General features: G+C 66.0%; 10 protein-coding genes. 2 read left to right on the forward strand and 8 right to left on the reverse strand.

Features of this window, described 5'->3' with window-relative positions; translation table 11 throughout:
- Position 1: 1 nt before the first annotated feature.
- Together C9F12_RS17170 and C9F12_RS17175 are read right to left on the reverse strand one after the other, a co-directional pair.
- Positions 2-553 carry a TRAP transporter small permease gene (locus C9F12_RS17170; protein WP_108449669.1) on the reverse strand — a complete coding sequence of 184 codons (552 nt, stop codon included), beginning with the start codon at positions 551-553 and terminating at the stop codon, positions 2-4.
- A 122-nt stretch (positions 554-675) separates the two neighbouring features.
- Positions 676-1,764: a TRAP transporter substrate-binding protein gene (locus tag C9F12_RS17175; protein WP_240184288.1), complete on the reverse strand. Its 1,089-nt coding sequence runs from the start codon at positions 1,762-1,764 to the stop codon at positions 676-678.
- Positions 1,765-2,052: 288 nt separating this feature from the next.
- On the opposite strand from C9F12_RS17175, the gene C9F12_RS17180 reads away from it, so the two are divergent.
- Entirely contained in the window at positions 2,053-3,546 is a 1,494-nt protein-coding gene (locus C9F12_RS17180; RefSeq protein WP_108449670.1) for a PLP-dependent aminotransferase family protein, read from the forward strand.
- A 17-nt stretch (positions 3,547-3,563) separates the two neighbouring features.
- On the opposite strand, the gene C9F12_RS17185 is transcribed toward C9F12_RS17180, so the two are convergent.
- From C9F12_RS17185 to C9F12_RS17195, 3 genes are read right to left on the reverse strand one after another with little or no spacing between them, the layout of a single operon-like run.
- Positions 3,564-4,544 (reverse strand): GTP-binding protein, encoded by a 981-nt coding sequence (locus C9F12_RS17185; protein ID WP_162816515.1) that lies wholly within the window; start codon positions 4,542-4,544, stop codon positions 3,564-3,566.
- Positions 4,534-6,153, reverse strand: a complete 1,620-nt coding sequence (locus tag C9F12_RS17190) for an amidohydrolase (protein ID WP_108449672.1) — start codon at positions 6,151-6,153, stop codon at positions 4,534-4,536. Before C9F12_RS17190 ends, C9F12_RS17185 begins: the two co-directional genes overlap by 11 nt.
- Entirely contained in the window at positions 6,153-7,667 is a 1,515-nt protein-coding gene (locus C9F12_RS17195) for a sodium/glutamate symporter (RefSeq protein WP_108449673.1), read from the reverse strand. The genes C9F12_RS17190 and C9F12_RS17195 overlap by 1 nt, the downstream gene beginning before the upstream one ends.
- A gap of 117 nt (positions 7,668-7,784) precedes the next feature.
- Between C9F12_RS17195 and C9F12_RS17200 the strand changes: the two genes are divergently transcribed.
- The gene (locus C9F12_RS17200) at positions 7,785-8,687 is read left to right on the forward strand and encodes a LysR family transcriptional regulator (protein WP_108449674.1); all 903 of its coding nucleotides are present in this window, start codon (positions 7,785-7,787) and stop codon (positions 8,685-8,687) included.
- A 102-nt stretch (positions 8,688-8,789) separates the two neighbouring features.
- On the opposite strand, the gene C9F12_RS17205 is transcribed toward C9F12_RS17200, so the two are convergent.
- From C9F12_RS17205 to thiO, 3 genes are all read right to left on the reverse strand, one after another.
- The gene (locus C9F12_RS17205) at positions 8,790-10,238 is read right to left on the reverse strand and encodes an FAD-binding oxidoreductase (protein WP_108449675.1); all 1,449 of its coding nucleotides are present in this window, start codon (positions 10,236-10,238) and stop codon (positions 8,790-8,792) included.
- 33 nt (positions 10,239-10,271) lie between these two features.
- Positions 10,272-10,664 carry a nuclear transport factor 2 family protein gene (locus tag C9F12_RS17210; RefSeq protein WP_045991941.1) on the reverse strand — a complete coding sequence of 131 codons (393 nt, stop codon included), beginning with the start codon at positions 10,662-10,664 and terminating at the stop codon, positions 10,272-10,274.
- A 121-nt stretch (positions 10,665-10,785) separates the two neighbouring features.
- Positions 10,786-11,976 (reverse strand): glycine oxidase ThiO, encoded by a 1,191-nt coding sequence (gene thiO / locus C9F12_RS17215; RefSeq protein ID WP_108449676.1) that lies wholly within the window; start codon positions 11,974-11,976, stop codon positions 10,786-10,788.
- Positions 11,977-12,066: the final 90 nt, after the last annotated feature.

Here is a 12,066-nt window from a genome sequence, read left to right on the forward strand (position 1 = left end):
GTCAGTCTCCCTTCTCGTTGGATGACGACAGCGTCGAGGACTTGGGCTCGGCGATGGCCTCGGCCTCGGGATCGACGGGCTCGCGATGCTTGACGAAGCGCAGGTAGTTGTTCTGCAGGATGCGCAGGGTCATCAGCACAAAGGCCAGCGGCAGGATCAGGTAGAACACCTTCATCGGGATGCCCAGGGTCTGGGACTTCCAGAAGGTATTCATCTTGTTGAACACGAAGTCGTAACTGAGCCAGATGAAGACCAGGTTGAAGCCGATCCAGATCAGGTCGGTCAGCGCACCGCAGGCCAGCTCCACCCAGCGCGGGAAGAAACGGAACTGGAAGGTGACACGGTTATGGGCCGACTTCTTGGCGGCGTAGACCGCCCCCAGGTAGGCGAACCAGACGAAGGCGTAGGTAGCCAGCTCATCGGCCCAGGGCAGCGAATAGCTGAACAGGTTGCGCAGCATGATCTGGGCAAACAGCAGCGCCACGAAGGTCACCAGCAACAGCTGGCACAGCCAGTTCTCGAGGTTGTCCACGAGCTTCCATAGACGATTCATCACGACGACCTCTGAGCAGGCACCACCTGGCGTCCAATGGCAGACGTCCGGCGGTGCCATGATTCTTGGCGCCTGGAGTCAGGCGCCGGGAGGGTTCAAGACGATAGCGATGTCGTGACAGATCAGGGAGCTGGCTCACGTCCCAGCGCGGCGAGCGCCTCGTCGAGCTTGGCCTTGCCGCCGATGCTGTCGTAGAAGTCGGGCCAGATGGCGGTGGCCTGTTCGATCCACGCCTGCTCGCCGTCGGCGGGCTCGGTGATCTCCATGCCGTGCTCTTCCACCAGCCGGGTCTTGATCGCGTCTTCCTGGGCCAGTAGATACTCGTAGCTGTGATCGGTGGCCTCCTGAGCGGCCTCCAGTACCCACTGCTGCTGCTCCTCGGACAGGCTCTGGAACATGCCTTCACCCATGATCAACGGCTCCATGGAGAACACATAACAGCTGTCGGTGACGTGATCCTGGACCTCGTAGAACTTCATCGCGTCGATGGTGATGTAGGGGTTGTCCTGGCCGTCGACGACGCCCTGCTGCAGGGCGGTAAAGGTCTCCGACCAGGCCAGCGGGTTGGGGTTGACGCCCCAGGACTGGTAAGCGGAGATCATGATCTCGTTCTTGGGCACCCGGATGACCAGGCCATCCAGATCCTCGGGGCTCGCCACCGGCCTCGCCGAGTTGGTCAGACGGCGACAGCCGGAGTAGGCCCAGCCCAGTATCCGCACGCCGGCGTCACGGATGGTGTTGTCGACCATCTCCTGGCCGATCTCGCCCTGGGTCAGGGTGCGGGCGTCCTCGGGACTCTGAATCACGTAGGGCAGCGTCATCACCCCGACCGTGGGCGAGAACGGCGTGATGTTGTTGATCGCCAGTACCGACAGGTCGAGCAGGCCCATGCTGGCGTTGTTGACGGTGTCCTGCTCACTGCCCAGCTGGCCGTTGGGAAACAGGTCCACGCTGACGTCGCCGCCGGACTTTTCCTCGATCAACTTGGCGAAGGTCTGTCCCATCTCGTGCTGGGTGCCACCGGCGGCGTCGCCCAGCGCCATCTTCCAGGTTGCCGCCTGGGCCGAGCCAGCGGCGCCCAGCAGCGCCAGAGCGACCGCCGCCACCAGCGGGCGTGGGCCGAAGCGCCGGGCCGAGGCGGCAGCGCCGAGAGCCGCAGGAGTCATGTTGCGCGGGGGCATGGTACGGAGAAAAGGGGACTTGGTGTGCATGCGGAACTCCCATCATTGTTGTGCCGCTTTAAGCGGAATCTTGTTGCGGGTGTCACATCTTGATCGTCATTGGCTGGCGAGCGCCGTCAGGTCCGACCCGCCATGTGACTCACTCTCCCCCGTCGAGCATCGACGCCATAGGACCAGTGGCCCCACATCGATTGGGCCAGGCACCCGCGAGCCCTCGACAAGACGTCGACGCTGTAAGATCGTAGGCGGGCGTGGCCGCCAGGCCTGGGCCACGCCGGAACTCGTCCAACAACCAACATCCGGGAACCCGTCGTCGGTATGAGCGCCCCCCTGTTTCGACTCGACGCAAAGCGTCAGGAAAGCCTTCAGTGCCAGCTTCGCGAGCAGATCGCCCACGCCATCCTCGAGGGGCACCTGCCCACCGGTGAGGCGCTGCCTTCGAGCCGCAAGCTCGCCAAGGAGCTGGGTGTGGCCCGCAACACGGTGATGATCGCCTACGAGCAACTGCTGGACGACGGCTACCTGGTCGCCCGGGAGCGCAGCGGCTACTTCGTCAATCCGGATATCCTCGCCGGACGCGTCACGCCCCCGGCCGACATCGCCCTCCCAGCCGCCAGCGCCACCTCCCACTCCGGCACAGCGACGCCCTGGGACGAGCTGTTGACGATGCGACCCTCGCGCCAGCCGACCATCGTCAAGCCGGCCAACTGGCTCGACTATGACTACCCCTTCCTCTACGGCCAGATCGATCCCAACCTGTTTCCCACCCAGCACTGGCGGGAGTGCAGCCGCGACTCGGTCAGCGTGCCGGCCATCCGCCGCTGGTCGGCAGATCACCTGAGCGAAGACGACCCGCTGCTGATCGAACAGATCCACCAGCGACTGCTGCCCCGCCGTGGCGTCTGGGCCCGACCGGAGGAGATCCTGATAACCGTGGGCGCCCAGCAGGCGCTATGGATCACCGCCATGCTGATCCTGGGGTCGGGGCGACGCTTCGCCATGGAGAACCCTGGCTACGTCGACATGGTCAATATCGCCCGCACTTTCACCGACGATATCGTCGCGGTGGACGTGGACGACCAGGGCCTGGTGATCGACCAGCGCCTGGCCGATTGCCACCTGGCCTACGTCACCCCGAGCCACCAGTCGCCCACCGGCGTGACCCTGCCGATGCAGCGCCGCCGCGACCTGCTCGACAGCGCCAGCGCCAACAACTATCTGGTCATCGAGGACGACTACGAGAGCGAGACCAACTTCGTCGACAACCCGACGCCGGCACTCAAGAGCCTCGATAGCGATGGCCGGGTGATCTACGTGGGCAGCCTGTCCAAGACCCTGGCGCCGGGCCTTCGGCTCGGCTACATGGTGGCGCCCCCCGCCTTTATCGCCGAGGCGCGCGCCCTGCGCCGGCTGATGCTGCGCCACCCCGCCACCAACAACCAGCGCAGCGTGGCGCTGTTTCTCGACCGTGGCTACCACGACGCCCTGCTGCGCCAGATTCGCCAGACCTACCAGCGCCGCTGGCTGTTGATGCGTGACGCCCTCGCATCCCACCTGCCCGAGCTGCGTATCCGCTCCACCTTCGGCGGCTCCTGCTTCTGGCTGGAGGCCCCCGCCGACACCGACGTGGCACTGCTGAAACGGCTGGCCGAGGAGCACAGCATCCTGATCGAGAACGGCGAGGTGCACTTCCTGACCCCGGCGCATCGCCCCACCCTGAGGCTCGGCTTCTCGGCCATCGACGAGACCCGCATCGAGCGCGGCATCGAACGCCTGGCGGCCCTGCTGCCCCAGGCACGTCGCACCAGCTGAATCCGGGAGGCACTGGGCTAGCGCCCGATCGGTGCCATCGGCGCCGTATCAGTCTCGCTGTCGAGCTGCGCAAGCTCCTCCATCAACCGAGTAAAGCGTTCGCCCCGGCGACCGATGCACACCAGCACGGCGCCGGTGGCGGGCGGCCCGTGGCTCTGCCAGGCGAGGCGCTGCCCGCTCAACTGCAGACTTCGCCATTCTTCCCCGTCCGCCAGCCGACAGCGGACAAAACCCTTGGCGCGAAACAGGCAGTCGCGGTAGCGCTCGAGCAGCACTTGCAGCTCCTCGGCCACCAGGGAGTGGCGAAGGTGCAGGGTGGCATCGGTCAGCCCCGAGTGTCGGGCACGCTCGGCGAACGGCTCCGCCGATGGCCCGGCGCCATTCGCTTGCCAAAAGGCCGGGCCAGAGGACGTCGTCCTGGACGACGCGGGAGCCACCTGGACCGGCTCTGTCACCACCGCCGCACCTGGGGCGAGCTGTCCCAGCCATCCGAGCAGCTGGTCGCGCGCGCTGTCCTCTTGAGGCAGACGATTGACCAGCAGACGATGGGCGGCGTGCACCTGGGCGCGCCATAGCTCCCCCACCTGGGCGTCCAGCGCCAGACGGCCAGCCTGGCTCGCATCCACCAGTACCACGATGTCGGCAAGCTCAAGCCCCGGCGCCAGCCTGGCGATATCGGCGATCCGCTGAGGATTGGCCACGCCGCTGGCCTCGATCAGAATTTCCGTTGGCCTGGCCTTGAGTCGCAGCGCCTGGGACAGCTGCTCGGCCAGGGTGCCCCCCAGGGTGCAGCAGACGCAGCCGTTGGACAGCGACAGCACGCGATCGTCGCGGTAGTCGATCGCCGCCACATCGACGTTCACCTCGCCGACGTCGTTGACCAGAATCAGAGCATCCTCGATATCCCCCGACGCCAGCCGACGGTTGAGATAGCTGGTCTTGCCCGCCCCCAGGAAACCTGCGATCACCGTCACCGGCACCCGATCATCACACCTCATGCACCTGTCCTCCCGACACCGTGGCGTGTACCCGGATGTGTCGCAAATCCTGTGCTGAAACTTGCAATGGGTCGTCATCCAGTACCGCCATATCGGCAAACTTGCCGACGTCCAGGCTACCCACACGGTCGTCCATACCCAGCGTGATGGCAGCGCCCAGGGTGATCATTTCCAGTGCATCTTCCACGCTCACCGCCTCGTGGTGGCCCAGCGTCTGACCACTGGCGCTCTGGCGATTGACCGCACACCAGGCGGTGAACAGCGGCCCCAGCGGGGTCACCGGCGCATCGCTGTGGATAGCGGTGACGATGCCCAGTCGGCGGGCCGAGGCCAGCGGCTCCAGGCGCTGGCAGCGCGTCGGTCCCAGGGTGCGTTCCAGGTGCACATCGCCCCAGTAGTAGAGATGATTGGCGAACATGTTCAGGCACAGTCCAAGACGGGCGGCGCGATGTAGCTGAGCATGGTCGATGATCTGGCAGTGCTGCAGGGTATGGCGGTGATCGAAGCGCGGCCACAGGGTCAGCGCCTCCTCCAGGGCGTCCAGCATCAACTCCACGGCCTCGTCACCGTTGGTGTGAATGTGCAGTTGAAGCCCCGCCTGGTGGTAGGCGTGTACCAGCGCCACCAGTCCCTCTGGCTCGGCGTTCCACAGCCCGTTGGGATGACCGTCATGGTAGTGGGGCCACTTCAGCCGCGCGGTGTAGCCCTGGATCGAGCCGTCGGTCATCAGCTTGGCCGGGCCAAACACCAGCCGCTCATGGCTGTGGCCCATCGCCGCCTGGAGCCGCGCGATGCCCTCCTCGGCCGACCACGCCAGCACCCCCATGGCCGGCACCAGCCGCACCGGAAAATCGGCCTCCCGGGTCACCTCGACCATCGAGGCGATGGCGTCATCGCTCAAGGGGTTGTACAGATCGGTGATGGTGGTGACGCCCTTGGCCGCCGCGATGGCGCCGTAGCGCCTGAGCACCTCGGGTGACGCCACCGCCTCGAACAGATTCCTGCCAAGGGCATCGAACACCACGAACATGGCGGCCATTTCCTGGAGCTCGCCATTGGGCTGGCCGTCCTCGTCGAGCATGATGCCCTCGACCCGCGGCCCCTCGCTGATGCCGGACAGTGCCAGCATGGCCGAATTGACGGTCATCACGTGCAGGCTTGCGTGCAGCACCACCAGTGGTCGATCTCCCACCGCCTCGTCGAGCTGGTGGCGACTCAGGCGCTGGCCGGGAAAGTAGACCGGATCAAAGCCCCAGGCGACCAGCGGCTCGCCTGGCGGCAGGCTATCTGCATGCTGGCGCAGCCGGGCCTGCATCTCGGCGACGCTCTTCAGCCCCGGCCACTCCTTGCCCTCGGCATCGACCCGGCTGAAATACCCGAGATAGAGGTAGTCCCACATGGCGCCTTCCAGAGCGTGGCTGTGGCCTTCGACGAAACCCGGCAGGATCACCTTGTCGGCAAAGCGATCATCGATGCGGGCGTCGGGCGGCATCGCTTGCGCATCCCCCACCGCCAGGATGCGATCTCCCTGCACCGCGACATGGGTCGCCTCGGGCTGGGACGGATTCATGGTCAGGATGCGTCGAGCGGGATAGACGGTGATGCTCATCAGGAGGCAGCTCCCTTGCTGATGGTGGGCGAAGACGCGGAGGCTGAGTCTGACTGGGCGGCGGCATGGCCTTGGGTGGGAACCCCCTCGGCCCAGCCCGACGAGGGCGATGAGGCTCTGCCGTGCCGCCCCCACATCAGCATCAGCGGGATGCAGGCGATCAGGGCGATGGCGGTGCCGCCGAATACCAGCAGATAGATCGCCGGCGTCAGCGACGGCACGATGGGGGCGAAGATCATCAGGATGTGCAGGTTGACCACCACGATGGCCAGATTGAAGAAGGCAAGCTCCTTGGGCACCGAGGTGGAAAAGTCGGCGTCCATCATGCGCAGCAGCAAGAGCCCGGTACCGGTGGAGCCGCAGCAGCAGCCAAAGGAGGTCACGGTACGCTCTGGTCCCAGATTGCCGCTCAACCGCCCGATCAACAGACAGCCCACCAGGGTGGCGATCGTCACCGTCACGGTCACCAGCAGGATCGGCGCCAGCAGCGCGTAGAGCACCGCGAACTGGATGCTCATGAGGGTCCCCACCACCATGAAGTCCACCGCGCTGCCGGTGATCCGCTTGAGCGTCTCGTCATCGACACGGTGGGAAAGCCCGAGCCGATCGATCACCATGCGCATCAGCACGCAGACACCCAGCCCGTGCAGAAAGAACAGGTTGTGGCTGAACAGCACCCCGACGTTGATGCCGAACGGCGAGGCATTGCCGATGATGCCCTGCACGAAGGTCAGCCACAGGTGGGTGATCACGTAGGCGATGGCAAGCAGGCCCAGATGGTAGGCCAGCGAATCCAGATTGCCCGGGTGCGACACCATGCGCCCCATCCCGGGAGCCTGCTGGTTGCCCTCGTCGTCGCCCGCCCGGGTAAAGAAGCCCAGGCGAAAGTTGTCATCCAGGCGCGAGGCACGATTGGCGTTCACCCCCTTGGTCAGGTAGCGCCGGGCCAGCGGCACGCCCAGGGCAAACGCCATCAAGAATCCCAGAGAGGCATAGATCAGCCCCACCTGGGCGGCATTGGCGATGCCGTACTCGGTCTCCCAGATGGTGCCGTAGGTCAGCGCCTGGCCCGGCCCCTGGGTAAAGCCGTGGGTCACGATGGCTCCCAGAAATCCGCTGACGTCGCTGCCGGTCACGGCGTCGTAGCCGGTCACCACCAGAAAGCCGATGGCACCTTGCATGCCCAGGCTGATGCTCCAGGCAAGCGTCAGCCAGAGCCCGCCGCGCACGATACTGCCGCCACCACCGGGCGCGTCCTGGCGACCACCCCCGGTAAGGCACAGCGACATGAAGCTCAGGGTGAAGAAATGAAAGGTCAAAGCGGTGAAGTCGGCGGGTGAATAGCCCGGCAGCAGATCCAGCGAAAGCGCCAGAAAACCGATCAGGCCACCGACGATGCTGGCCGGCACCAGCGAGGCCCGAAGCCAGCTCAGCCGGCTTCGCAGCTGGCTGCCGACCCACAGCATGAGGGCAAGCAGCGCGAAGGCGATCACCCCGTGAAAGGAGTCTTGCATGATGGAGTCACCTCGACGTTGTCGTTGTTGGAAGTGAAGCGAACACTTCCAGCCTAGGCACGCCATCGTTGCGCGTATAATATCATTTAACGTTCACTTGATACCCGTGAGGCATCAATGCGCATTGAGCTTCGCCACCTTTACGCCTTTGTCGCCGTGGCCGACAGCCTGCACTTTCGCCGCGCCGCCGAGCGTCTCAACGTCGCCCAGCCGGCGCTGAGCCGGACTATCGTTCAGCTCGAGGACGCCATCGGTGAAGCGCTGTTCGTGCGCAACAATCGCCAGGTCCGCCTCACCGATCCGGGACGCATCATGCTCGAGGAGAGCCGCCAGATACTGCGACAGATCGATGATGCGGTGCTCAAGACCCAGCGAGCGGGCCGTGGAGAACTGGGCCGGCTTGCCATCGGCTACACCGACTTCGCCATCACCGGTGAGTTGCCGGCACTATTGGACGACTTTCGCCGCCAGAATCCGGACATCCACTTCGACCTGAGCTTCGGCTCCACCGCCCAGCAGCTCGACGAATTGACCGAGGGACGCCTGGACTTCGGCTTCGTTACCGGCCCGGTGCTGACCCCGGGGCTGCGTTCCCGTCCCATCCAGCGAGATCACTTTATCGCCGCGGTCGGTGACAACCACCCGTTGGCCGGGCGCAAGAGCATCCGGCTGGAGGAGTTGGCCCGGGAGCCGTTCATTCTTGGCGCCCGCAGCATGTGGCTGCACTTTCGCCAGATGCTCGAGCAGATCTGTCGGCAGGCGGGCTTCGAACCCCATGTCGCCCAGGAGACCTTCAACAGCGAGACCATGTTTGCCTTTGTCGCCTGCGACTTCGGCGTCACCGTGCACCTAGAGTGCGCCACCAACTATGTGCGCAAGGGCGTCACCCTGCTGCCGCTGGAGGGGGTAAAGGAGTGCCTGGTCACCGAGGTGGCCTGGCGGGAAGACGGCGTGACAGCGGTTCAGCAGGCCTTTCTCGACCGCCTCGACAAGATGTTGCCACCGGAGGAAGTGAAGTAGCCGCAGCACCCGCCGCAGCACCACAGACATTGAAAAGCCGCGACCCCAAGGTCGCGGCATCGTCGTGAGGGTTACCCATATCCAGAACGGGACCGATCAGGTTCAGAGCACCTCGTCCTTGAAGTAGTAGTAGCGATAGAGGAAGCGCTGGCCGAATCGGCGGAAGGGGGCGAAGGCCTCCGACTCGATACGTTCGCGCAGGTTGGGAAAGGGCAGCTTCGAGGTGAAGATCGGCAGATCCAGCGACCTGCCCTCCCCGGCGATCCACTGGGCCAGGCGCTTGCCGGCCTGGGCCGAGTACATCACCCCGTTGCCGCCATAGCCCAGGGCGTAGAAGACGCTCTCCTTCGGGTCCGGCTGATGGATGCGCGGCATCATGTCGTGGCTGACGTCGACCCAGCCCCACCAGGAGTAGTCGATCTCGATGCCGGCGAGCGCCGGGAACTTGCGCTCCAGATCGCCCCTGAGTACCGCCGCGTAGCGCTCCCTGGGGGCATCGCGGCCGCTGATGGCGCTGCGACTGCCGATCTGCACGCGGTTGTCCGGCAGCAGCCGATAGTAGTGGCGCAGGATTCGGGTGTCGGTCAGCACCTGTCGGGTGCGGAAACCGGTGGCCTCGATCTCGGCCTCGGTCAGCGGCCGAGTGACCATGGAGTTCGACAGAATCGGCAGCAACCGGTTCTTGAGGTGGGGGCTCAGCTGGCCGGTGACGTAGCCGCCGGTGGCCATGCCCACCGCCCGCGCCTTGACCACGCCGCCTGGCGTGCGCAGATGGTGCACGTCGCCATGGGTCTCCCAGCCCAGCACCGGGCTCGCCGGGTGGATCTTCACCCCCAGGGCGCGCGCCTTGCGATGGTAGCCGAAGGCCAGCTTGGCGGCGTGGATACCGATGCCCTCGGGCTCGTGCATGGCGCCGGCCGCCTCGCTGTCACCCACCCACTCGCGCTTGACGGTGTCGCCGTCGATGATGCGAGCGTCGTAGTCGAAGGTCTCGCGCAGAAGCCGCGCCTCCTTCTCCAGGCTCGGCATCACCCTATCCTTGTGGGCGATATACAGGTGCCCGCCGGGCTGCGGGTCGCAGTCGATATCGGCGATCAGCGACTTGAAGGTCTGCATGCCCTCGACACACTCGCGGTGCAACTTGAGCGCGGTATCGAGGCCATAGCGCTGGATCCACTGAGACCGCTTGAGCCGCCCCGAGGCGCACTGGGCCTGGCCGCCATTGCGGGTGCTGCATCCCCAGCTGACACGGTTGGCCTCGAGCACCGTGGCCTTGATGCCGTAGCGCTCGGCCAGAAAGATCGCCGCCGTAAGGCCGGTGAACCCGGAGCCGATGATCACCACGTCGGCGTCGGTGTCCGCCACGATCGGGCCATCGTCGGCCGGGGGCTCGCCGGCGGTGGCGATCCAGTAGGTCGGCGCATAGTCACAGCCGGTACCGACCTGCCTGGCGGTCAACGGATCATAGGCGGGATCATAGGGGGCCTGGGCCGGAGTGGCCCGGGCGGCATCGTCCGACGAAGCGGCCAGCGGGGTCTGTAGATCCAGCATGTCGAAGCTCCCGAGTCAGGTATCCGAGGTCGCTCAGCCGTTATTGACCGGCGTGGCGGGGCGCTGCTTGCGGTAGGCGTTCTTCACCGCGATCTTGCCGTCACGGAAGGTGAAGGCGTCGATCATCCGCGCCTCGGAGCGCATGCCATCGGCGGTGGTGCCGCTATAGGTGCTTTCGCTGTAGCCGCGATCTCCCACGACCTGATGCACGCCGTCGAGCCATTGGGCGTCCGGCGCGTTTTCCCAGGCGGCACGCAGCCCGGCGCGAACCTCCTGCTGACCACGAAAGGTCTTGCCGAGCAGGTCGGGACCTGCGACTGCATGAAATTCGCAGTCGTCGGTCATCATCGACATCACCGCATCGATATCGTGACGGTTGAGGGCGTCGGCGAAGTCGGCGAGAAACTGGGCGTCGGGCTGGCTCATGGTGAGACTCCTTGTTATTGGCAGCGCGGGTGGGTGTCGCTCACGCTGTGTCAGCAAAGTGGTGGCGAGGCGCAGCGCGCCTCGACTCACCTTGAGCCTATAGGGGCCGGTCGTCTGCCACTTAGCACCAGTTGCCCGCCGTCGATTGGGCCAGCCCCGACACGGACATCGAGCCAGGGGTAGAGACAGGGCCCGCCGGCTCTTCGCGCTGGATGCGATAGGGGGCCGGATCCACGCAAGGGGTACGCCCCAGCATCAGCTCGACGCCCAGCCGCGCCGCCGCCGGCGCCAGCACCAGGCCGTTGCGAAAGTGCCCGGCATTGACGTGGAGGCCACGACATCCTGGCACCTCACCGATAAAGGGTATCCCCCCGGGGGAGCCGGGACGCAGGCCCGCCCAGTGGTGCTCGATCGACGCCCGGGCGAGCGCCGGCAGCAGGCGCACGGCACTGCGATACAGCGACACCCGGGCCTCGCTGGTGGTGCGCTTGTCGAAGCCTTGATGCTCAAGGGTGGACCCCACCAGGATGCGGCCATCACGCCGTGGAATCAGGTAGCGCCCATCGCCCAGCACCACCCGCGACAGCGGCCGCGGCGTGCCGGGAGCCGGTCGCAGCACCATCATCTGGCCCTTGACCGGTGCCACCGCCATGCCGACCCCGAGGTGCTTGAGCAGGGCACCGCTCCAGGCGCCGCCGCATACCAGCACCCTGGACGCGGTGAGCACGCCGGTGGCGGTGTCGACGCCCTGGATCTGCCCGGCCACGACCTTGAAGCCGGTCACCTCACAGCCCTCGCGCAGCTCGACCCCCGGATGCCGCTCGAGCCGCGCACGCAGGGCACGGCCCAGGCGCGGATTGCGCAGACTACCCAGGGTCGGCATCCACAGTCCGCCCTGGCCCTGGCGGACCCATTGGGTGTCGGCCAACGCCGGCTCCATCCGGCGGATGGCATCGGCGTCGATGTCCTCGAGCGGCTTGGCCTGACACCTGGCCCAGCGACGCGCCGCGTCGGCATCTTCCACCGCCAGGTACAGAAGCCCGTGTCGGCTGAACTGAGGGTCGACGCCGGTGGTCTCCCTGAGTTCATCGCAGAGCCCCGGATAGACCTCTTCCGATAGTGCCGACAACGCCGACACCGGGGCGCTGTAGCGCCAGGGGTAGAGTGGCGAGACGATACCGCCACCGGCCCAGGAGGCTTCCCGGGCACAGCGCCCGCGCTCCACCAGGGTCACCGAAAGCCCCGCCTCGGCCAACTGCCAGGCGCTCATCAGGCCGATGACCCCGCCGCCTATCACCACTACATCGCTCATGCTCGCCTCCTCGCTCGTCTGCCCATGTCAATTCAGCGCCGCTATCGCGACCGCTGCCACCACCGTTATCACCGCTGTTATCACCGCCAA

It is taken from the genome of Halomonas sp. BN3-1, from assembly GCF_003056325.1.
Classification (GTDB): Bacteria; Pseudomonadota; Gammaproteobacteria; order Pseudomonadales; family Halomonadaceae; genus Halomonas; species Halomonas litopenaei.

Excerpts from the sequence above, each read along its gene's own strand:
- C9F12_RS17170 (WP_108449669.1), bottom strand. The coding sequence starts at position 553 with ATGAATCGTCTATGGAAGCTCGTGGACAACCTCGAGAACTGGCTGTGC.
- C9F12_RS17175 (WP_240184288.1), bottom strand. The coding sequence starts at position 1,764 with ATGCACACCAAGTCCCCTTTTCTCCGTACCATGCCCCCGCGCAACATG.
- C9F12_RS17180 (WP_108449670.1), top strand. The coding sequence starts at position 2,053 with ATGAGCGCCCCCCTGTTTCGACTCGACGCAAAGCGTCAGGAAAGCCTT.
- C9F12_RS17185 (WP_162816515.1), bottom strand. The coding sequence starts at position 4,544 with ATGAGGTGTGATGATCGGGTGCCGGTGACGGTGATCGCAGGTTTCCTG.
- C9F12_RS17190 (WP_108449672.1), bottom strand. The coding sequence starts at position 6,153 with ATGAGCATCACCGTCTATCCCGCTCGACGCATCCTGACCATGAATCCG.
- C9F12_RS17195 (WP_108449673.1), bottom strand. The coding sequence starts at position 7,667 with ATGCAAGACTCCTTTCACGGGGTGATCGCCTTCGCGCTGCTTGCCCTC.
- C9F12_RS17200 (WP_108449674.1), top strand. The coding sequence starts at position 7,785 with ATGCGCATTGAGCTTCGCCACCTTTACGCCTTTGTCGCCGTGGCCGAC.
- C9F12_RS17205 (WP_108449675.1), bottom strand. The coding sequence starts at position 10,238 with ATGCTGGATCTACAGACCCCGCTGGCCGCTTCGTCGGACGATGCCGCC.
- C9F12_RS17210 (WP_045991941.1), bottom strand. The coding sequence starts at position 10,664 with ATGAGCCAGCCCGACGCCCAGTTTCTCGCCGACTTCGCCGACGCCCTC.
- thiO (WP_108449676.1), bottom strand. The coding sequence starts at position 11,976 with ATGAGCGATGTAGTGGTGATAGGCGGCGGGGTCATCGGCCTGATGAGC.